Origin of the sequence: Methylomarinum vadi, assembly GCF_000733935.1 — a bacterium.
Lineage (GTDB): Bacteria > Pseudomonadota > Gammaproteobacteria > Methylococcales > Methylomonadaceae > Methylomarinum > Methylomarinum vadi.
Map to the genome: position 1 here is coordinate 2,373,990 of NZ_JPON01000001.1, position 22,605 is coordinate 2,396,594.

At 52.2% G+C, this 22,605-nt stretch carries 16 protein-coding genes; 5 read left to right on the plus strand and 11 right to left on the minus strand.

Features of this window, described 5'->3' with window-relative positions; translation table 11 throughout:
• The first annotated feature begins 1 nt into the window (after nucleotide 1).
• Together EP25_RS0111845 and EP25_RS0111855 are read left to right on the plus strand one after the other, a co-directional pair.
• The gene (locus EP25_RS0111845; protein WP_031434086.1) at nucleotides 2-2,455 is read left to right on the plus strand and encodes a heavy metal translocating P-type ATPase; all 2,454 of its coding nucleotides are present in this window, start codon (nucleotides 2-4) and stop codon (nucleotides 2,453-2,455) included.
• 698 nt (nucleotides 2,456-3,153) lie between these two features.
• Nucleotides 3,154-6,321 (plus strand): HD domain-containing phosphohydrolase, encoded by a 3,168-nt coding sequence (locus EP25_RS0111855; RefSeq protein ID WP_031434088.1) that lies wholly within the window; start codon nucleotides 3,154-3,156, stop codon nucleotides 6,319-6,321.
• Nucleotides 6,322-6,357: 36 nt separating this feature from the next.
• On the opposite strand, the gene EP25_RS0111860 is transcribed toward EP25_RS0111855, so the two are convergent.
• From EP25_RS0111860 to EP25_RS0111875, 4 genes are all read right to left on the minus strand, one after another.
• A complete protein-coding gene (locus tag EP25_RS0111860) occupies nucleotides 6,358-6,990 on the minus strand; it encodes a MarC family protein (RefSeq protein ID WP_031434089.1) in 633 nt (210 codons plus the stop codon).
• 54 nt (nucleotides 6,991-7,044) lie between these two features.
• Nucleotides 7,045-8,478, minus strand: a complete 1,434-nt coding sequence (locus EP25_RS0111865) for a sigma-54-dependent transcriptional regulator (RefSeq protein ID WP_031434090.1) — start codon at nucleotides 8,476-8,478, stop codon at nucleotides 7,045-7,047.
• Nucleotides 8,471-9,931, minus strand: a complete 1,461-nt coding sequence (locus EP25_RS0111870; RefSeq protein ID WP_031434091.1) for a sensor histidine kinase — start codon at nucleotides 9,929-9,931, stop codon at nucleotides 8,471-8,473. The genes EP25_RS0111865 and EP25_RS0111870 overlap by 8 nt, the downstream gene beginning before the upstream one ends.
• 82 nt (nucleotides 9,932-10,013) lie before the next feature.
• A complete protein-coding gene (locus tag EP25_RS0111875) occupies nucleotides 10,014-11,687 on the minus strand; it encodes an FMN-binding glutamate synthase family protein (protein ID WP_051906613.1) in 1,674 nt (557 codons plus the stop codon).
• Nucleotides 11,688-12,441: 754 nt separating this feature from the next.
• Between EP25_RS0111875 and EP25_RS0111880 the strand changes: the two genes are divergently transcribed.
• Nucleotides 12,442-13,011, plus strand: a complete 570-nt coding sequence (locus EP25_RS0111880) for a hypothetical protein (protein ID WP_031434093.1) — start codon at nucleotides 12,442-12,444, stop codon at nucleotides 13,009-13,011.
• A 127-nt stretch (nucleotides 13,012-13,138) separates the two neighbouring features.
• Here the strand turns inward: EP25_RS0111880 and EP25_RS0111885 are convergent, their stop codons facing one another.
• The 5 genes from EP25_RS0111885 to EP25_RS0111905 form a co-directional block, all read right to left on the minus strand.
• On the minus strand, nucleotides 13,139-13,591 hold the full coding sequence (locus EP25_RS0111885) for a tellurite resistance TerB family protein (RefSeq protein ID WP_031434094.1): 453 nt from the start codon (nucleotides 13,589-13,591) through the stop codon (nucleotides 13,139-13,141).
• A 43-nt stretch (nucleotides 13,592-13,634) separates the two neighbouring features.
• Entirely contained in the window at nucleotides 13,635-14,330 is a 696-nt protein-coding gene (locus EP25_RS0111890) for a TVP38/TMEM64 family protein (RefSeq protein WP_031434095.1), read from the minus strand.
• A gap of 50 nt (nucleotides 14,331-14,380) precedes the next feature.
• Complete coding sequence (locus tag EP25_RS0111895; protein WP_031434096.1) at nucleotides 14,381-15,655, minus strand: NAD(P)/FAD-dependent oxidoreductase; 1,275 nt, start codon at nucleotides 15,653-15,655, stop codon at nucleotides 14,381-14,383.
• A gap of 233 nt (nucleotides 15,656-15,888) precedes the next feature.
• Nucleotides 15,889-16,554 carry a YfdX family protein gene (locus EP25_RS0111900; RefSeq protein ID WP_031434097.1) on the minus strand — a complete coding sequence of 222 codons (666 nt, stop codon included), beginning with the start codon at nucleotides 16,552-16,554 and terminating at the stop codon, nucleotides 15,889-15,891.
• A 619-nt stretch (nucleotides 16,555-17,173) separates the two neighbouring features.
• Nucleotides 17,174-18,589, minus strand: coding sequence for an alkaline phosphatase D family protein (locus EP25_RS0111905; RefSeq protein ID WP_031434098.1), 1,416 nt, complete (start codon nucleotides 18,587-18,589; stop codon nucleotides 17,174-17,176).
• Between the two features lie 443 nt (nucleotides 18,590-19,032).
• On the opposite strand from EP25_RS0111905, the gene EP25_RS0111910 reads away from it, so the two are divergent.
• A complete protein-coding gene (locus EP25_RS0111910; RefSeq protein ID WP_031434099.1) occupies nucleotides 19,033-19,560 on the plus strand; it encodes a pyruvoyl-dependent arginine decarboxylase in 528 nt (175 codons plus the stop codon).
• Nucleotides 19,561-19,654: 94 nt separating this feature from the next.
• Here EP25_RS0111910 and EP25_RS0111915 read toward each other — a convergent pair whose 3' ends face one another.
• Entirely contained in the window at nucleotides 19,655-20,002 is a 348-nt protein-coding gene (locus tag EP25_RS0111915; protein ID WP_031434100.1) for a hypothetical protein, read from the minus strand.
• Nucleotides 20,003-20,148: 146 nt separating this feature from the next.
• A complete protein-coding gene (locus EP25_RS0111920) occupies nucleotides 20,149-21,414 on the minus strand; it encodes a glycosyltransferase (protein ID WP_031434101.1) in 1,266 nt (421 codons plus the stop codon).
• A 606-nt stretch (nucleotides 21,415-22,020) separates the two neighbouring features.
• On the opposite strand from EP25_RS0111920, the gene EP25_RS0111925 reads away from it, so the two are divergent.
• Complete coding sequence (locus tag EP25_RS0111925) at nucleotides 22,021-22,563, plus strand: hypothetical protein (protein WP_051906616.1); 543 nt, start codon at nucleotides 22,021-22,023, stop codon at nucleotides 22,561-22,563.
• The last annotated feature ends 42 nt before the right edge of the window (nucleotides 22,564-22,605 follow it).

Below are 22,605 nucleotides of genomic sequence, written 5' to 3' on the forward strand. Positions count from 1 at the left end.
CATGAACCCAGTCGATTACAGGAATTTCTCGATCGCCCACCGTCTTACTCGCCGCCTGCGCATCGTCGCGCCGGCCTTGCGCCGGGACCCGGAACGGATTCATGTGCTGGCCATCCTGCTCAACAAGCGCGAAGGCATTACCAAGGTCAAGGTCGTCCCCGACATCGCCTCCGTCACGATTCATTTCGACCCGAAGCTTTTACCGGCCGACAATCTATTGCGCCTGCTCGATTCGGTCATCGACAATCTCGGCCGCAAACCCCGCGCCGGCATCCGGGCCATACGGCGTAAAAACCGTCATCCCCGAAAGTCGCAACAGAACGTCCTGTTGGGCATAGGCGGCATGAGTTGCTCCTCTTGCTCGCTGTATCTGGAGATGTTGCTGCAGCGCCATCCCGATGTCGTCAAAGCCAACGTCAATTACCTAGCGGAAACCGCCCACATACAAAGTTATTTGTCCAGGGAAGAATTATGCGACCTGATCGCCGCCAACGGCTACCAGGCCTATGCGATCGATTCGCTGAGCGAGCGAAAGCTGGCACTGCAGCTGGAGCAACGGCATCTACGCCAGGCCCGCGACCAGCTCAAGGCCCTGGCCGTGTTCAGCGTTCCGGTCGCGTTGCTCGGCCTATTGAATCTCCGCTCGCGGCCCTTGTTGCTGGTACAGGCCTTGCTGACGGCGCCGGTCGTGTTCGTCGGTGGGCGCGATATTTTCAACAAAGCCTGGAACCACGCCAAACAAGGTTCGGCCAACATGGACAGCTTGATCGCGTTGGGCGTGGCCGCGACATACGTTTACAGCCTGCCGGCTTTATTGCGACCGCAGCGCCATGTCTATTTCGGCGCGGCCACCGCGATCATCGATTTCGTCAAGCTAGGCCGTTACCTGGAAGAAGTCGCCAAAAACAAGATGGTGCGCGACATCCGTCGCTTGGTCGATCTGCAACCGCAGCAGTCGACACTGTTACGCAACGGAAATGAAGAAATGGTCAGTGCCGACCGGATCGCCGTCGGCGACATCGTGCTGATTCGTTCGGGCGAAAGAATTCCGGTCGACGGCATCGTCGTCAAAGGCTTGTCCGGCGTCGACGAAACATCGGTGACGGGAAGTTCCGTACCCAGTATCAAGGAATCGGGACATCGAGTCTTCGACGGCAGCCTGAATCTCAGCGGCGCGTTACAGGTCCGAGCGACGGCCATCGGCAAGGACACGCTGTTGTCGGGTCTGATCCACATGGTCGACCAGGCCCAGGCTTCCAAGCTGACGATGCAGACGACGGCCGACCGCTTCGCCGCGCTGTTCGTGCCGGGCATCGTCGGCTTGTCGTTCGCCACCTTCAGCGGCTGGTTGCTGAAAGGGGCCAGCACTGGCCACGCCTTGGCCAACGCCATCGCGGTATTGTTGATTTCCTGTCCCTGCGCGCTGGGACTGGCCGGGCCGGCAGCGACCATGGTCGGCAGCGGCCGCGCGGCGCGTCGCGGTATCTATATTCGCAACGGCGAGGCCTTGGAAACCGCCGCCGCGATCGATCTGGTGATCTTCGATAAAACCGGCACCTTGACGCAAGGGGACGCCTCGATCACCGATTTGTTCAATGTTTCCGACTTCAACGACGATCGTTTAGTGCAACTGGCCGCATCGGCCGAGTTCAATTCGGCCCACTATATCGGCCGCGCCGTCGTCCGCCGGGCCAAGCAAGCGCATATCGAATTATTGGAATCGTCGCGTTTCCACAGCATGCCGGACCAGGGGATTAGGGCCGAAGTCGCCGGCCATCAAATCCTGTTGGGCAACCGCAGTTGGATGCAGAAACACCAGGTCGCGATCGATACCTTGAGGGCCACGGCGGAAAAATTGGGACAACAGGGTAAAACGGTGACCTATCTAGCGGTCGATCGACAAGCCGCCGCCTTGTTCGGGTTGACCGACCCGCTCAGGACTGACGCCGAACGGGTCGTGCAAATGCTGCAAGACCAGGGCATCGAAACGCTGATGGTCACCGGCGACAGCGAGGCGGTGGCCAAGACGATCGCCGGTCAAGTCGGCATTGCAACCTGGCATGCGGAAGCCGACCCGGCAAAAAAACTGTATTTAATTCGCGAACTGCAGCGGCAAGGACGCCGTGTCGCGATGGTCGGCGACGGCATCAACGATGCCCCGGCCTTGGCCGCCGCCGATCTCAGCCTGGCCATCGGCCACGGCGCCGATATCGCCATCGCCTCGTCCGACCTGATACTGCACAATGCCGAGATCGGCCGAGTCGAGGATGCGATCGCGCTGAGCCGGGAAACGCTGGGCAATATCCGGCAAAACCTGTTCTGGGCTTTCACCTACAACGCGGTGGCAATCCCGTTCGCGGTCGCCGGCAAATTGACGCCCACCATCGCCTCGGCGGCGATGGCGCTCAGTTCGGTGTCGATCGTGGCGAATTCGTTACGGTTAAATAAAAAATGAGCCATTTAAAGTCATTGCCGTCAATTTGCTCCGTTCTCGCTAAAAACAAATTGTTCTGACAATTTACGGCAGTTTGAGTCAATTATTGTTTGGCGACATATTGCGGATAAAGAGCAACAATCAACTCAGTTCTCTCCGTGACAATGGTTTTTGCCGGCCAATCGAAATAATGGCTGTCATAAATACCAGGCGGCTTATATCCGTTTATTGAGCCGCTTTAAAGCGAAAAAACCGAATACTCCCAAGCTGACAAGTGCGAATGGAGTCGGTTCCGGTACTGCGTAACCCTGCATTGCTTCTGGCCCGCCGCAGATTTCGGCTATTCTATCCGCGCTTGCATTCAAACAAGCTTGGGCATTAGGAGCCGATAGTATAGCGCCGGGCGATGCCGCTACGAGCACTCCCACCGCAACCAACTTTTTCCAGTCGATCTTTTGCAGGCTCTGGTCTAACTGTGTCTTTTTTATACGCATCGAAGTAGTTCCTGTTTTGGTTAATCTCAATCGACATCGCACAAAACATGCCACTGAAACGAGCGGGGCGTTTGCTTCGCCTGGCCGAAAAGCAGATTGAACCATGACGCGTCGAGCAAGGGGTCGGGGCCATCCAACTCGAGGAACTGTTCGGTTTATATCAATTGCAGCAGAAATGTCTTATAGTTTCAGGGCTGTCCCCTTTAACGAAGAAAAGGAGTTACGGTGCCGAAGCAGGCCGAGAAGAAATTCCGTTTTTCCATCCGCGTGACCGTGGTCAGCGTGTTTATCCTGGCCACCTTGTTTACGGTCGCCGTCGCAATCAGTCTCCAATATCATTTCAGCCGCAAGATGGCGATCGATGCGGCCTTGTCGCGGCATCAATTGACCGCCGCCGGCACCGGTCAGTATCTGCTATCGATCGATGACAAGGCCGTGCAGACGACACAAGTTTTGGCGAAGTTTCCGGGCCTGGTTGCCGGCGGCTGGATCGATCCGAACGCCAGAAACGTGTTCGCCGAAGTGATGCGCTCCACCCCGATCTATTACGCGCTTTATATCGGCTTCGCCAACGGCGATTTTTACGAGCTGGTCAATCTGGAAACCAATCCGTTGATTCGGACAGAGCTTAGGGCGGCAGAGGAAGACCGCTGGGTCGCGATCACGGTCAGGGGAACAGGCAAACAACGTAGACGCCGCTTCGATTACCTCGACGACGCGTTCAATCTCCGCATTTCGAGGCAGGAGCCCAGCGATTTCGACGCCAGCAAGCGCCCCTGGTTCATCAACGCAAACGCGCGCCAGGTTTACAAAACGCCGCCCTATTTGTTCCAGCAGTTGCAAACGCCAGGGCAAACCTATTCGATCGCGATACCTTCGGCCGACGCCGTGTTGGCCGTCGACATCACCTTATCGTCGTTGTCGGCCTATTTGAAGCAACAGCCGCTCAGCGGCGACGGCGAAATCTATCTTTACCGACAAAATGGCGAGATGATCGCCAGTAATCTTGATGACGGCGAAATTGAAGACGAAGTGCCGGAAGCCGAACCGTTTTTGTTGAACGAACGGCAACAAGCCACTCTGAAAAAACTGGGCAAACTGCGCGTTTCGAATGAAATGAACTGGCCGCCGATCGATTATGCCGTCTCCGGCGAACCGAAAGGCTATGCCGTGGACCTGATCCGCCTGTTGGCGGAAATGACCGGATTGAGCGTCGAATTCGTCAACGGTTACCCCTGGCCCGAGTTGGTGGAGATGTTCAGAAATGGCGACTTGGACATTCTGCAGCCGGTCTTTCGCACCCCGGACAACGAAAGCCTGGGCATGATGAGTCGACCCTTTCTCAGACTGCCTTATGCCATCGTGACCCGATCAAACGAGGCCGAAATCCATCGATTCGAACAGTTGGCGGGCAAAACACTGGCGATTCCGCAAGGCTGGTCGATCATCGACGCGCTCCACGAGCATTTTCCGGCTATTCAAATCAAGGAAGTCGAGTCGCCCCGCCAGGCATTGCTCGATGTCGTATCCGGTCAAGCCTACGCCACACTCGATTCGGCGGCAATTCTTCGTTATACGGCAAAGCAGTTTTTCATCGACGATTTGTCGTTTCATGAGAATCTCGACATGGCAGAATTGCAGTTGCCCGATGAATTGCATTTCGTGCTTCACCCGGAGCAGTCCGAACTGCTGGCAATTCTGAATTCAGCTCTGCAGGCACTTTCTCCCCCGGTACGGCAAGCACTGTTCGACAAATGGTTCGGCGACAAGGAGCTGGCGACGCAACAGACGATGTCGACGGTGCCGTATCCGCAATTATTAAACTGGCAAGAACAGGGCCGGCTTAACCAGTTGACGAGTAGCGTCATCAATGGCCGCGATTATTTTATTTTCATTACCAGCCTGAGCGCTATTGCCGGGGAAAAGGAATATTTCGCCGCCGTGATTCCCGCCGAAAATATCTTGGCGGAAAGTCTGGATAAGGTAAAAATGTCGCTATTGATCACCAGTGCGGCATTATTGCTATTGCTGCCGGTTTCTTGGCTGTTCGCCTCGCCGATCGTCCGGCCGATCAAGCGTCTTGCCATCGAGAACGAGAAGATCAAGAACCGGAAATACGACGACGTGGTCTTGACCGACAGCGTCATCATCGAGATTCACGAACTGGTAATTTCGATCAAGGAAATGGCGCTTGCCATCAAACAGCACGAGCATGAACTGAAAGAATTGATGGAGTCGATCATCCGCCTGATCGCCCAGGCGATCGACGACAAGTCACCTTACACGGCAGGCCATTGCGCCCGAGTGCCGGAATTGGCGTTGATGATTGCGAAAGCGGCGGAACAGGCCGATAACGGCCCTTTCCAGGGTTTTCGTTTTCATTCGGCCGATGAGCTTAGGGAATACCGGATCGCGGCGTGGCTGCACGATTGCGGCAAAATCACCACGCCGGAACACGTCGTCGACAAGGCAACCAAGTTGGAAACGATTTATAACCGGATTCACGAAATCAGGATGCGCTTCGAAGTGTTATGGCGGGATGCCGAAATCGAGTACTTAAGGCAGTCGATCAACGCGCCGGAACAAAGCAAACGGCTGTATGCCGAATTGGAGCAAAATCGATCGCAATTGCGCGATGACTTCGAATTCATCGCCCGCACCAATATCGGCGGCGAATCTTTGGCCGAGGCCGATCTCGCCCGCTTGCATGCTTTGTCGAAGCTGACCTGGCAGCGCCATTTCGACGATCGCGCTGGCCTGTCGACAACTGAACTGGAGCGTTTCAAATCGGAACCGCCGCCGCTGCCGGCAACCGAGACATTATTGAGCGATAAGCCCGAACATATCATCGAGCGCCTGCGCGATACCGACTTCCCCGCCGAATACGGTATCCGCATGGATATCCCCGAACGGCTATACAATCTCGGCGAACTTTATAACCTGAGCGTATCCCGCGGTACACTGACGGCCGAGGACCGTTTCAAGATCAACGAACACATGATCAGCACGATCAAGATGCTGGAAAGCGTGCCGTTTCCGAAGGAATTGGCGCGAGTCCCCAAATACGCCTCGACCCATCACGAAACATTGATCGGCACCGGTTATCCGAGGAAACTGACGGCGGAACAATTATCGATTCCGGAACGGATCTTGGCCGTCGCCGACATATTCGAAGCGTTGACGGCGGCCGACCGCCCCTACAAGGAACCGAAGCCGGTCAGCGAAGCGATCGAGATTCTTTATCGAATGGTGCAGGAACAGCATGTCGACCGCGACGTGTTCGAATTGTTTTTACGCAGCGGCGTCTATCTCGATTACGGCCGACGCTTCCTGAAACCGCAACAGCTCGACGCGGTCGATATCGACCGCTATCTCGACAATTCCAATGTCTGAGTATAACACCTGCAACCAATCCTACCGTGCCTGAGCTTAAAATTTGAACGCGTCATGCAGCCCCTCGATGACCATTTGGGTACCGATGACGGCCAGAATCAACCCCATCAAGCGGGTAATCACCCCTAATGCACCAACGCCGATGAATTCGACGAATTTTTTGCCGAAAATAAAAAGAACATAGGTAATGACGCACAGGATTGCGAACGAGGAAATAGTCAGGATCATCTCCAAAATGCCGCCCCTGGCGGAAAAGTTCATGGCCGTGGTGATCGTTCCGGGACCGGCCAGAATGGGCATTGCCAACGGCGAGACCGCGATGCTCAGTTCCGCCTCCAAACATTTCTGATGATCTTCTTCCTTGAGTTGATGGACGCTGGATTGATTTCCCTGCAGCATATGAAAACCAATCAGCGAAACCACGATACCGCCGGTGATCCGCAAGGCGGGAAGCGAAATGCCGAACATGTCGAAGATCAATTTTCCGGCAATCGCAAACACGGAGACGATCGCAAAGGCCAATAATAACGAGCGCAATGCCAGGGTTCTGGTAGTCCGTTCATCGTCGTCCGCCGTCAGGCTCACGAATATGGGAACATTGGCGATGGGGTTCATGATCGCAAAAAACCCCATGAATACGGTGATGGTATGAAGCAGAATCGCGTTCATCGTTGTTTTTCTCCGTGTCTTTCGCTATCGGTCATCATTGTTCCGTTTTGATATTCAACGCAAATGATATTTGCCGATACGATAGCGTATTTTTTCCCGGGTGGTTTTCAATACCCGGGACACTTCGGTGACATTGCCGTGGTATTTCTCCAGCATTTTTCTGACAATTTCGCTTTCCATCTCATCCAGTCCCATACTGCCGTCGGTCGGGAATTGCAAGTCCAAACTGTGTTTCTCGTCTGCACCGCCATGCCCGAAAAATTCCGCATCGATGGCACCGGCATTGTTAACAATAGGCATCGTCGCAGCATGGCTGCCGGCGGCCGGCAGCCATTGTTCTGGCAACTGCTCCGTCGACGACAGAATGACGCTACGTTCCAGGACATTGCGCAATTCGCGGATATTGCCGGGCCAGGCATAGTTTTTCATGCGCTCCCAGGCTTGAGATGACACTTGCGTGACTTTTTTTCCGGCCTTGAGATTGAATTCGGCGATCAGGTTCGGGACGAGATCTTGCAAATCCTCGATCCGTTCCCGCAAGCTGGGCAGGCGGATTTCGAATACGCTGAGTCGATAATAGAGATCGGAGCGGAAATTACCGGCCTTGATTTCGTCCTGGAGATTGCGGTTAGTGGCGGTGATAATTTGGATATCGACAGTAGTTTCCTGCTCGCCGCCCAGCCTTCGAACTTTGCGGTCTTCCAAAACCTTGAGTAATTTGGCCTGTAAATCCAACGGCATCTCCCCGATCTCGTCGAGAAACAAGGTGCCTTTATCAGCTTGTTCGATCAAACCGCGATGGCGGCTTTTGGCACCGGTGAACGCCCCGGCCTCATGGCCGAATAATTCGGATTCCATTAATTCCTTGGGCAGGGCCGCGCAATTCAATTCAACTAGCGGTTCGCGCGACCGCTGGCTGTTGTAATGCAGAATGCGCGCGGCAAGGCCTTTGCCGGAACCGGTTTCGCCCGTGAGGATCAACGCGCTATAAGGAACCTGGCTGAGTTGCCGCAGCATTTCCACCGTTTGTCGCGCGACGTTGCTACTGCCGAGATAAGACTCCGGCGCATAGCGTTTCCCGGCGTTGAGGGAATCGGTCAAAATACGCCGTTGCGCTTGCGCGCTACGGACGGCGCTCTGCACGACCATGTCCAGATGCTCTTGTTCGCAGGGCTTGGTCAGAAAATCAAACGCGCCCAGGCGCAAGGCACGGACCGAGTCGGGAACATCGCCATAGCCGGTCAGAAAAACCCATTCGCAGGCCGACACGATCGCGCGGAATTCTTCCAGCAAATCCAAACCGTTGCCGTCCGGCAAGTTCAAGTCCGATAAAATGACGGCCGGCTTCATACCGGGGCTTTTTAGCGTCTCCCTGGCTTCCTGGCAGGTCGACGCCCACACGGCTTCATAGCCGAGGTCGACATAATAACCCCGCAATTCCCGGCCTAATAATTGTTCGTCTTCGATAATGAGGATAGTTTCAGACATGAGATAGATTGGAGCAGTTAAGTTTCATTTCGACACAGGCGCCGTGAGGCTCGCGATTGTGAATGATCAGGTCGCCTTCGTGGTTACGGACAAAGCGCTTGACCATGGCCAGGCCCAGACCGGTGCCATCGCTGCGTCGCGTGGCAAATTCCCGGATGCCGTCGTGTAAAAATTCGGCGGAAAAACCGGGGCCTTCATCGCAAACGCTGATAACCAAGAAATCGTCCCGGTATTCGGCGCGAATATCGATTTGGCCCGCGCAATCGCCCATCGCTTGCTGCGCGTTTAATATCAGATTCAATAACGCCTGACGGAATTGCACGTCGGGTAAGCGGCAAATCAATTCGCGCTTGCCGTGATATTGCAACTGTATCGTGTTGGGGATTTGATAACGGGCCAGTGTCAACAGGTCGTTGATGGCGCTATCGATATGAACATTTTGCAATGGCTCGGGGTCGTGATGAGCCTGTTGCAGAAACTGATTTAAAGTCGAAATTATCCGGTCTATTTCATTGATGACCAAATCAATCCGCTCGAGCGAATCCGGCTTGACCTCGCCGCTCGTTAATTTCTTTTTCAGATTGATGCAGGCCATTTTGATGCCCGCCAACGGATTGCGCAATTCATGCACCAGCCGGGCGGTAATTTCTCCCAGCGAGGCCAGATGTTCGGTATGAGCGAGGTTCCGCTGCAATTCGATCAATGTTCGCGCGGCCTGTTCGACCTGTTGTTCCAAGTTACGCTGATATTGCAAATGCTCATCTTCCAGTTCGGACAGGCGCACCACCATCGCATTGTAATTTTCCAGGATGGGTTTAAAACCCGGATCGACCTGGCGTAGCGACACCTGTTGATATTGCCGGTTGCCCAACAATTCCATCAGGTAACTCATTTGCTGCAAAGGATTGAAGATGCGTTTCCGCATCAGATACAAGGTCGCGACGGCGCCCAGCGGCAAGGCGATCATGATAATGACGCCCAGCTCGACCTCGAATTTGGCGGCCGCGGACACCGAATTGGTCAACACTTGGTGGGCCGACGCTTCTTGTCTGAAGGTTTTTCTCAAGATATTGAGCACGCTAAGCAACACCATTTTGGGATGGGATGTATTATCGGTCAGCGCCAGTTGCGCCACACGGATGTTGTCCGGCGTCGTGGCGGCGAGATGATTATTTTTCTCCAACAGTTGTTGTAGCATTCGTTGCAAGCGCCGCCTGGTTGCCGTATCCAGGGTTTTATCCGCCGGCATCAAATTGGCCAGACCTTCCTCCATGCCGGAGATCACCGCCTGCAAATCCTCCAGGTGGGCCATGTGCCGTGAAACCGGTTCGATTCTCTGCAGGGACTGCCAAGCCAACAGCAGCTGGATAATCAGCGAAATCAGCAATAACGCCCCTAATAAAGAAACAGGGATCCAGATCGGCAAACTGAATTGTAGGTATTTTGCTTTCATTCCCTTTCCCTTATCCATTTGCGGCATTTGCGGCATTTGCGACCGGACCATCGTTTATTTTGACAATTGCCTGCTAACAGCATCATGGCGATCTCGGGGTAACCGCGGCAGAGTTAGTAAGATCGCCCACAGGGGAGAAGCTGGCGGGCGTCGCCGCCCGCCAGTATTGTCCGTATGGAGTTCGGTCAGGATCGTCCAATAAGGCATTTTCCGACAAAAAACACCAAATTTGATCCACCGGATAGGCTTCTGTTGCGCTCAGCCTGTGATAAAGGTGATGCGGCTGTAAATCCTTCGGATGTTTGAAGCCCGCCGCGGCGACGATATCGGCCAACGCTGCGAGTGTTTCCCGGTGATAACGCGCCGCCCTGGCACCGGCGACTTCGGCTATCAGTCCGCGTTGTCTATACCCATCCTGCGTCGTGATGCCGGTCGGGCAGGTCCCCTCATGGCAGCGCTGCGATTGAATGCAACCGATGGAAAACATGAAGGCCCGAGCCGCATTGCACCAATCCGCGCCGATAGCTAAATTTTTGGCCAGGCCGACGGCCGAAAAGACCTTACCGCCGGCGGCCAGTTTAACCACCTTGTTCAGCCCCGTTCCGACCAAGGCATTGCGCATCACCAACAGTCCTTCCTGTAACGGCATGCCGACATGGTTGGAAAGTTCCAGCGGCGCCGCGCCGGTTCCGCCTTCGGCGCCGTCGACCACGATATAGTCGAGATAAATTTCCGCTTCGAGCATGGCTTTGACGATGGCCATGACTTCATGAATGTGCCCGACGCAGAGCTTGATGCCCACGGCTTTGCCCTGCGCCAGTTCTCTTAATTGCGCGGCAAACTCAAGCATTTCGAGAGGGGTGGAAAACATGGCATGGGAACGGGGGGAAATACAATCCTGGCCCATGCTAATCTTGCGCGTTCGGGCAATTTCCTCGCTAATCTTTGTCTTCGGCAGCAGCCCGCCATGCCCCGGCTTGGCACCTTGGCTCAATTTAATCTCGATCATCTTGACGGCTTCATGGCTGGCATTTTCCGCGAACAAAGCCGGATCGAAACGCCCTTTTTCGTCGCGGCAGCCGAAATAGCCTGACCCCAATTCCCAAACCAAATCGCCGCCATATGCCAAGTGATGAGGGCTGATGCCGCCTTCTCCCGTATCCTGATAAAAACGGCCCAAACGCGCCCCTTTGTTCAAAGCCTTCACTGCCGCCCCGGACAAGGCACCAAAACTCATCGCCGAAATATTGAAGATCGAAGCGCTGTAAGGTCGCGAGCATTGCGGCCCGCCCACCAAGACGCGGGGACTGCTATCGGGATTCGGCTCGGGCGAGACCGAATGGGTGATCCACTGATATTCGTAGGAATCGGTATCCAATTCGGTGCCGAATGGATGGGCGCTCATATTGCCTTGGGCCCGGGCATAGACCAGTTCGCGCGCCTCAAGACTATAAGGCTTCCCCTCCTGATCGTCTTCGACGATATAGGCTCTGAAAAAAGGCCTTAGGTCATAAAAAAACCAACGCAAGCGGGCTGCCACGGGGTAATTGCACAGCAACGCCGATTTTTTCTGTAACACATCAAAAAGCCCCAGCATGACGACCGGTAGGAAGACGGTGAAACCCACTAGCCTTAGCGTATTATCCATCCGGACTGTCAGTAGTAGCAGAGCGATTGCCAGGGCGATAAGCGGAATGAACGCTCGTTGAAGGGCTTTGAGAAATAAGGACAAAGCGCTTGCTTTATAAAATTTCATGGCGTTCTCGGCTCTTCATTATAGGACCATTAATCAATCTACCTTTCACGACAAGTTTAGCTAAGGAAATGCCGATTAATTCAGTATTTCCTGGAGTGCAAGTCCGCAAGGCCAAAAAACACTGTTCGATTGCAATACCCTAGCAAGCCTTTTCGCTTGCCTTTTGGAAAAAGGTGGCCCTCGCCCAGGAACAAGTATGGCGAGGGCTGACTGTCACAGCTGACGGATGATGTTATCTTCACTAGAGGATTAACAATTTAAACCTTGGCCACGATACCTGCTGTCCCATTGTCGAAACCGCACCGGCTCAATCGAATTTTTACCCCTTTCTGTATTATCAGCAAATATCGCTCCATAACTTGTACAGTTTTTGCAAATCCGGGCTCGATTATGTCATCGGCCTGCCTCGACCCCGTAACTCTTTGTTTTCGCTTTCAATTACTCGCTTAACCCGTTTTGAATAGAAGCAAAACCGTTGACAGGAAAGCAGTAGGGAAGCATTTGCCCGATAACGTTGGTTGATATTCCCCAAATCCAATTGGTGAATATACCCCAATTAACCGGCAATCTCCCTCTGCGCTTGGCGATTTACAGGGAAAAGAGGAGTTTTTTCATGGCTTGATTCCTGCTTAAGCAAATACATTCGAACATGATGCTTAAATCCTTGGCATAATTGCAGAGCAGTAACCGTTTTTGTTTTTGTCGGGAAAAAGCGTCGTTTTGCAAGGTTCACCGTCACAATGAGGTTATGTCCATGTTTTCAAAAGACCGTTTATTGACCATTCAACAATCTCTCCATAGCAAGATCAGAGTCATTCGCTACGACGGCTACATTTTGATTTTTCTGCTACTCCTTTCCCTATTGGGCATAGGGATGACCGATGCCTTCGGCTATTGGAGTAAATGGTACTGGCTGGCGATGATTCCGATTTTTTACGGCTGCAATTTATTTGTCGAATGGCAGTCCGCCAAGGATAAGAACATAAAATTCATGACCTTGCTAATGCAGCAGATACAATATTGGATCGGCCTGTTCGGCGCGGTTTATCTGACGTTTTTTCTCGAAGAGATCGGCAGCTTCAACAATGAAACAACCGGCATGATTTTATTGCTGATATTGGCTTTGTCGATTTTTCAAACCGGCGTCACCACGGGTTGGTTGTTTCAGTTGCTCGGCGTTTTTCTGGGGTTATCGCTGATGATCGTCGCTTATGTGGAGAACTATACCTGGGCGATTCTGGCGCTCTCGTTCATTGTCCTGCTCGTTTATATTTACATTCCGTCGAAAAGAAAATCAGTTGACACACAAACACAGGATCGGTGACCGGCCGAATCACGGCCCAAAACGCCTTTGGCGAAGGTTTTGCAAACTTTGCTATTAATCGCCTTAGGCCATTGAAACACAGACTAAAACAGATCGACCCTAGCAAAGTAACGTTCGATCCTCAGCCTTACGCCAGTTCGGCTTTAACCCTGTTTTTTGCCATGATGTAATCGAGATGAGAGACATGTAGCAAGTCAGCCACCTTTCGTACCATGTGTTCTTCGTACATACATAGCTTTTCATCGGCGTAAGCGACCCGCCATAGCGCCTCTATCAGCTGAATTTTCTGTTCGCTGGAAAATTCCCGATTAATTAAATGGGTGAACTGAAAGTAATCGGTTGCGGCATTGCGTTGCTGCTCGGCCAATTCCAGCAAGGCGCTGGTTTGTTCCCGCGTCAAGGAAAACAACTCTTCCAGTCTGGCGACGATCGTTTGTTGTTCTTCGTACTGCAACTCGTCATCGATGTGCATCATTTCGATCAACAGCGCCGCACATGCGATATGTAAGTTTTGTTCGTCTGATTGCACCGGCGGAAGCGCCATGTGCTGCTCGAAAAACAGTTTTATCTGGTTCAGCATAAGTTAAGATCCGTAATGTTCTCGCTGTCGAAATATTAAAGAATTATTTTTTGCCGCTTAATTCCTTAAGCGTATTGCCGGCAAGCTTGGACACATAAAACAATATCGCAAATGTCGCCAACAACCCGGCGATTAACAGGGAATGCGGAATAGCGACATGCGTATTGTCGCCGGAGATTAAGCCTGCCAGGTGTTTGGTGGCATAGCCCAAATACACTAGCGTCCCATTGTAAACTAAAATACCACTGGTCGCGGCCAGGTAAGGCCAAAAACGAACCGGGCCGACGGCAAACGCATAACTGAGCAAGGCGAACGGTAACGGCGTCAGTCTTAGTAACAACATCAACCTGAAGGCATGTTGTTGCAAAGAGCCGTTTAAATCGTATAATTTTCGTCGTTGCGCGATAAAGCTTTCCACTTTACGCTTAAATAAATGACGCGCCAGCAAAAAAATGACCGTGGCGGCAAGGTAGGTGGCGAGGATCATATAAAACTCGGCGGCGGCCAATGAAAACAATAACCCGGCAGCAAAGCAAAGCGCATCGACGGAAACCAGCAAGGGCGTCAGCAACGCGAACAAAACGATGAAGCCGAGAGGCGCCCAATAGCCGAGACCGAGGACCCATTGTTCAATAGCCGGCAGATGAAGTTTTAGTTCATGACTAAGAAAAATCAAGCCAGCGGCAAGCGCAACGGCGAGCATTAATTTGCGCCAGAGCATCATCGTCTTTGTTGTCATACATGCACCCTCTTTCGTCCTCGTTTCGCCCGATACATCCCAGGCGAAAGCTATGATTTAGTTTTTTCTATACCGAATATCAGGCGTACGCTCCGCTGCGAAGTTAAATAATTCCAAAACCAATTGAAGGCGACCAGAAAGCGGTTGGGAAAGCCGATCAAGTAGTAAATATGGACGACGCTCCACAACAGCCAGCCGGGAAAACCGGTGATTCGCCAACCGTTAAGCCAAACGACAGCCTTATTGCGACCGATCGTGGCCATGCTGCCGTAATCCCGGTAACGGAACAGCGGCGGCTTGTTGCCGAGTACTTTGGCCCGAATGAATTTTCCGACAAAGTGCCCTTGCTGCTTGGCGACCGCCGCCACGCCAGGCAAGGGACGGTCGCTTCCGGCCGGAATGAAACTCGCGGTATCGCCAATGGCAAAAATATTGTCAAAACCGGCCACGTTCATGTTATCGTCAACCGGGATATGATTACCGCGCTCGGCTTTTATCCCTAGCCACTGAGCCGCGGGCGATGCCTGAACCCCGGCGGCCCAGATCACCGTTTCGCTCGCGATGTTATGATCGCCCAAGCGCACGGTAAGTTCATCGATTCCTTCCACCGGCGTGTTGGTCAGCACTTCGACTCCCAAACTTTTTAAATCGGCCAAAGCCTTGCGCGACAGCTTTTCATCGAATGCGGCTAACACGCGCGGACCGGCATCGACCAGAATAATGCGCGCCAATTCCGGCGAAATATGCCTAAATTCATGGGCCATCGACTTGCGGGCGATTTCCGCCACGGCCCCGGCCAACTCGACGCCGGTCGGCCCCCCGCCGACGATGACGAAGGTAAGCAACGCTTGGCGTAATTCAGGGTCGGCCTCGACTTCCGCTCTTTCAAAGGCGGACAGAATACGGTTTTTAATCAAGTGGGCGTCTTCAATCGTTTTCAGGCCAGGCGCAAACCTTTCCCACTGGTCATGACCAAAATAGCTGTGCCGCGCGCCAGCGGCCAGAACCAGGTAGTCATACGGCAATTGCTTACCGCTTTCCGTTGTCACGAGTTGGTTTTGCGTGTCGACGTCATTGACGGCATCAAGAATGACTTCGATATTTTGTGCTTTTTTGAGAATATGCCTGATCGGAACGGCAATCTCCGAAGCGGTCAGTTCTGCCGTGGCGACCTGATACAGTAATGGCTGGAACAAATGGTAATTGTGCCGGTCGATCAGAGTCACCCGCAGGGCTTGATTGGCCAGTTTCTTGGCGACCGCAAGCCCGGCAAAACCCGCCCCAACGATAACGACACGGGGAAACGCTAATTCTGAATTTGTCATGCTATCCTCCGTTTAACGATCGATGCAGTCGGCCACCTACTTAGCGGTCTTCGACGAGCCGTCATTCCTTATGCCTGTTAAGCATCACAGACTTTTGCCGTCCGGACCGAACCCTCGACTCTATCCCGAGAGTGCGCAAGCAAGCACCACGACTTTTTTTAAACATCGTAAAAAACTGAAAAATCCACCCGGAAATAATCCGGGTGGATAGTCGCCAGCAACAAAGCCTTATCTCAAGAACCGGTAGCCGCTGTCGGTTGATAAAGCAATACCGAATCGACGATTAACCCGTCTTCGGCGGCTTTCAGCGCCAGGTTAGCTTCATAATATTTGTGTTCGCCCACCAATTCAATCGCCTTATCGACATGTTTGATGGTGTCCTTGACTGGCATCAGTACCCGGGAAACCGAAACACCGATATCCGCCTCGCGCAATACTTCGACGGCTTTCGAAGTCTCTTTTTTCTTCAAATGCTCGTTAGCCTGTTTGATTTTTTCATTCTTTTCCGGCGTGGCGACATAATCTTCCGCCAAAGACAGACCGGCATCGATCGGAATCAAATCATTGGTCATCGTCGATTTTTGCTGGCCGATCGTTTTCCCTCCAAGCTTTTCCTCGGTATTGACGGTGACGACTAACTGCGGCTCTTGCTTTTCAACTTTGGCCAGATTTTCCTTTGCCTTCGTCAATAACTTGCTGGCCTGATCGATATTTCCATCAAACATGGCGACCCTGGACCACTTCATTTCGCGGGCCGCTTCCCGCCCCTCCTTGGAAATCTGTTCCAGCATTTTTTCGCCGTTATTCGCTTGGGCTGCCGACACTTCCTTGGAAAGAACCGTGGCCCCGAAAATGAAGGTAATGATTGTTACGGTATTGATTAATTTTTTTGTATTCATGACACTATCTCCTCTTGAAATGAAATCCGGTTTCCAGCAACCAGATCGTTTCGTGCTAAAGCGCCCGGTAATCGTTTAAATCACTTTGGTCAATCGACTAATGGGCTGCTCAAAGTCTGAGCGGGCTAAGTTCAAGGTCCCTGGCCATAGGGAATTGGCAGCTTGAAGCAGAATTCCTGGGCTTGTTCACGCCCGGTTGCCGTTTGCGCAACACTGAAACCGGGAGCGACTAGGTAGCCTCTCAACAGTCTCTTCGTCTCATGTGCGATCTGAGAAAATGAATTGAACAACTGCATGATATTCTCCTGAGATCAATTCCAACTTTCTTGTTGTCATCAATCTCAATACAGATACCATGCCAAGTTTTATTTCGTTGAATTTACTGGTTTTTTAATAGTCCTTGACTGTTTCCGGGGGTAATTACCCAAACCGGAGGAGAATATTCACCACTGGTTATGACTGGCGCACCAGCTCGGCAAAAGCGGATGGATAACTAAGTTGTAAAGAAACATCGGAAACCCGAAATATTTCCGATTCGGTCTCTTTTCGCAACTCAATTATTCCGCCTCAATAGGTTTTGGAAAACTTTTGAAAATTGGCGAGCGGGGCTGCAGGGAGATTAAAATTGAAAACGAATTTTCTGCAACAACTCGCCCTTGCGCTCATAAACCTTGATATCCAGCGTTTTCGGCGTGACTTTGACGCGGGTGAAGTTGTCGCCGGAATAAACCTCGCTGATTTTGCCCAATTGATAAGCGTTTCTGTCATCGGCCGAGGCGACATGGCCGCTGAGTTGAAAGTGGCGGCGTTTCATGTGCGGATAAGGCCAGTAAAACGATGAGGAAATGACCGAATAAATGGCCAACGGTTTGTCGGCGGTGCCGATATTGAGTTCGGCGGCCATCGAACAATGCACGTCGCCGGAAAGGAAGACGACGCGTTTTATTTTTTTCGCGCGGATCAAAGCGATGATGCGGTCGCGTTGTTTGCGGAAGCCGCCCCATTTGTCCTCGTTTTCCTTTTGCGTGTCGGGAAAAAAAGGCACGGCGGAAACGATTAGTTTGGCTTTGCCGGAGCCGTCGCCCAGCCAATCGAGCAATGCCAGCATTTGTTGTTCGCCGATTATATCGCCTTCATCAGCACCCACCTCAGGTTCCCGCTCGGTGCGGGTATCGGTCACGAAAAAATCGCAACAACCGTCGCTGAACTGGTAATAAAAACAATCGGGCGTACCGACCAATTTACCCTTGCCGTCATGTTTCAGCAGCGGACTATGGCTCATCTGATAGACCTGATAGGAATGGATCGCGGCCGGATATTTCAGCATCATGTCCCGTTGACTGGCCAGTGCCGGCCAGTTGTCCTCGATCTCATGGTCGTCCAGCGTCATGTAGGTCGGGACCTGACTCATCAATTCCCGGATATAGGGCTGGGAAAAGGCGTCGCGATAGCGCCGCAGGAATTCGTCCAATTGCGCATCGGGCGCCAGGAAATTGAGGTCATCCGCATAGATTTGGTCGCCGACCATCAACAGCTTGTCGACTTTTTTACCTTTTTCGATCTGCTGGTTGATGGACAGGAATGTCTTGTCGCCGCGGTCGTCGAACCAACTGCCGCCGAACAGCCGCAGCAGATAACGGCAGGAGCCGAAGATAAATTCGCGGGTGGCCTTCGGATCGCTGCTGGCCGTGCGGAACCGTCCCTGGTCGGCGTTGCGCCAGTCTATGTCGGTGATCGCATCCAGTTCGGTCAGCTCCTGCTCGGCAAAAAAGTAGCCCATTTGAAATTCGTATGGGGTATCCGCCTTTAAATCGTGAAACAGGGCGATGCCGGTCATATCGAAGTTCGGGTTCATCTTGAAATAACGGGCGGGACTGTAATCGGCATCGCCGTTTTTGCGAATCCGGGCGACACCGAAACACCTGCGCGGTTTTCCGGCCGACGTGATTTCCAGTTCGCCGCGTCCCCACAGGCGGACGTGATCGGCATCGGCATGACCGACAATGGGACCAACAGTAAGCGGATTGATTATCATGATGTTGACCTCTCTGGTGGCTGGATCGCTTTAGCATGATTGCGGTAATGAGTTTAGATTCCAGCCTCGGGTCAGTCAATTGCTTTGCTTATCGAGGCATTGATTGCGTAACCTATGCCGCCATCCTTGCAGGCCCGCGAAGGCACTCCGCGCCATGTTTGGCTCTATCGTGCCTGATAGAGCAAAGGATTGCGGCGATGACTGGCTGTCCAACAAATCCAAACCATTACTCTCGATCGTTTCGCAATCAGTACGGTATTGCCTTACTCTCTTGACGTAAACGCCGTCCCATGAAATATCGGCATACAACCAGCGCCGTTATATCGGACAAGACACGCTTAGCTGGTATGAGTTGATAATACCACTTGCTTAGAATCCAGTTCGTGTTACATTCGAAGCGTTATGCAACCAAGAGACAAATAACCAGGAAGGAATCAATCCCCATGCATGATTGGCACAAGAAAACGGGTAAGGCTTACCTCACCTCGGGCATAGGCTATGGAAAAACGGAGCTTTCGGCTTTCGACGCGGCGGAACGGGATGCGAATATCGTTGCGGCCAACGCCATTAAGGCGTCGTCGTTTATCCCGCCCCATTGGCAGATCGTCAATAGCAAGGAACAACTGGCAAGCCATACGGACAACGGCGTTTTCCTGCCCATGGCTTATGCTTTCGCGGCGTCAAATAGCCATAATGTCGCGGCTTCCTTGTTAGTCGGTATCAACCAGGATACGAGCGAGGCATCAATCATCATCGAACATGGGGACGTCAATTTGAGCAAGCAACAATCACTGGAAAAATCGCTGGTTTGTTTAGAGGATATCTACCGTTCCAGAGGTTGGGAATTCGCTAGCGTAGAACAAATTGCCGTGGAAGGCGCTCCCAGAAACGATCTATATGTCTGCGCGCTGGTTGCCGCTGTTTTATTGGTCGACCATCCCTATAACGACACAGCCAGTTCGGGAAATTAAGCAAAACGATAGCGAAGCCCAACATTCAGACACGGCTATAAATTGTAGTGCTTCATTCATGTTTAGCCCAACCGACTGACTACCGGACGAATATTCAGGTTTCGTTCGATTCGTCATCCCCGACCGGTAACAACTGCATACTGCAGCGAAACTCGTTGGCGTACTTAAACGCCACCGGTTGCAGCAGGCGGCGGTCGATACTCGCCAAATTAAGGGCCGTCATCATCATCGCCTTTTGGAAAGGCGCGCATTTACGCGCCAATATCGACAATAAATATAACGCCTGCTCCTCGCTTATCTCCTGCTCGTCTATCATGCGCTGCGCCAAGCCAGTGACTTTCAGGTAGGCCGCGATTCTTTTTTTTCGGCTTAGGAATCCGATTGAGGGAACGCTTTGTTGTAGTTTGTCGTAGGCCTGCAGGGATTTATCAGCTTCATCCATCTTTTATACCGCTTAACTTTTGATCAACGAGCGGCATGGTAACATGGTCCGCGCCATCCCACTCCAGTGTTTTACCAAGCCAGTCTATTACGGCGCGCTTAGTCTTCGCCAATTGATGCCCTCCATAACGGCCGATCGCGTTCGATTCAATCGTCTTTTGGGCTGGCTCTTCTCAGTATCAAATCCACCGCGTTTCTCACCCCCTGCCTTCGGCTGATGATTTCACCCACTTGTTCAGCATGGGTGCGATAACGGTCGTCTGAGAGTATGGTTTTGATTCGCGAAGCCAATTGCGCGGCGTCGGCTTTTCTGGCCGGCAAGGGCTTGGTCGCCATGTCGAGTTTTTCGACGGCCCGCCCCCAAAACAATTGCTCGTCCATGAAAGGAATGACAATCGACGGCCGGCCGCACAGGGTGGCGGAATGGGTGGTACCGGCGCCGCCGTGATGGACGACCGCCGCGCAGTGTTTGAACAGTTTTTGATGAGGATGCCGGCCGATGAAAAAAAGATTTCCTTGGCGGCTGTTTTCCGGATAGTTGTTCGAGCTGGCCTGGATAATGGCTCGGCAACCGGCCAAGCGTGCCGCCTCGGTGAACAATTCCATGCTCCATTCCGGAACGGCCTGCTGCAGACTGCCGAAGGTCATGTAAACCGGAGCTGGCCCGTCATTTAAAAACTGTTGCAGTGCGTCGTTAATCGACCAATCGTCCTGGTCCGTGGGCAAGTTGAGAAAACCGCAGGCCTGGTGACGTGGCTGCCATTCGCTGCGGCTGGGACAAAACACCGGATCGACGGCGATCAGATTGAGCTGGTCCGAACTGAGCAGGTCGGTCATGACATGCTTGATCTCAGGCAAGCCTTCCTGATTCCACAGTCGGGTCAATTGTTTTTTTAAAATGAAATCGAAGGCGTAGTCCATTAACCGCCACTGCAACGGATTCAGCCAGCGCCCGAGATCGGGGAAGCGAAAGGGCGGAACGCTGGCGGACGGTATCACGCCATGGCAAAACGTCACGCTGTAAAACGGCTTATTGCTTTTCAAGGCGGCGATTTTCAACGGATAGAGAAAATGATGGCCGATGACCAAGTCGTTTTCCTCGGCCAGTTGCCTGGCCGCCTGATAAATCGTTTGTTCATGCGGGAAAAACGCCGCATCGAGCAAAGCGACCAACCATTGCGCCGTATTCATGCGAAACGTTTGTTGGGCAAAATCTTCCAGATCGAACTCCATATGCTCGGGAACTTGCCGATAGGCGATGCTGAAATCGCCGCATTCTTTCGCATAACGTCTGTTATCGAGACTGGTCACCACCAAGGTCACGCTATGTCCGGCTTTTTGCAGCCCATCGGCCAATGCGATCATCGGGCGGATGTCGCCGTTCGACCCCCAGGTCTGTATACCTATTTTCATAACTACTTTGTCGTTCGCACGGAATGTCTTGTCTTGGAATGAACTCTGAACGTTCAATTGAAAAGCCGTTTGCCTTCAATTATAAATGATCGGTTACCTCCTGAAATGTTTTGTTCCACGAAATTGTCGCCGATTACATTTTCGCGCGAACAAAGCTAGAGACGTGAATTATCGGAAATCACGAATCATTACAGTGAGGCATTTCGAGGAAAAAATAACCCAGAACTTTACTTGGTTTAAACATTAGTATACTCTAATTTTCGAGCTAGCCGTCCTAGCCGTATCTCGATGACCTGGGGTTACGCTTATGAAATTATAGAAGCCAATCAAGACTGAGAATTGATGCCATTTTCCCGATGACAATCCGCTATCTGCAACAAAAATTGCCTTGAGCGAGTTATTGTTTCAAGATGTCAGCTTGCTAGACCTAGCGATTAGGTTGCCTCTTAGCGACATTCACGCCGGCGTTGAATTCAAATCGGTTTGCTTAGTCTATAACCCGATTGAAACATCGATATGCGCTGTAGCGAGCTAATGTCGATTAAGCTTTTCCAAATTATATTTACGAAGCGTTCTTAAACGCCTTCACTTACAGAGGAGGATGCTATGTATCACTATCATAAAAATCATATCTCGAAAGGCCTACTGGCTTTGTTTTTTATGAGCAGTTTTTTGTTAGTGGCTTGCGATAGCCAAAAACCCAAAAGTCCCGCGCTCAAAGTTCCGGAACAAAGCTTTGAGCAAAACATGGTCTTGGAAGGCGTGGTAACCGATGAAAACGGACCGGTTCTGGAAGGAAAAATCAAAGTCGCCGATAGTTCCGGTCGCACTGTCGCAACGACGGAGCTAAAGAACGATAAACACTATAAAGTGGAAGTCCCCGCAGGCACTAAATTGCCGATTGTTCTGAGCATCCGTCCAAAAGGCGCTTCCGAGCCATTAATCGCCGTAGGCGTTTCCAAAATGGTGTCTGTCTACGACATTTCTCCTTACACCACGAAAATAGCCAAGCGTGCCAAGGAGCTGGGCGGTTATACCTACAGCAATATGGTTTTAGCGGCCGATAGTACGGTCAATGCGCCAGACGCCAATAAGACCTCGACCGGTTTTCGCGGCGACCCAACCAAGCAATATGGCGGTTGGCATTAAGGTAAGTATGTCCCGAAACGCTATCGGATATAAAAATATTGC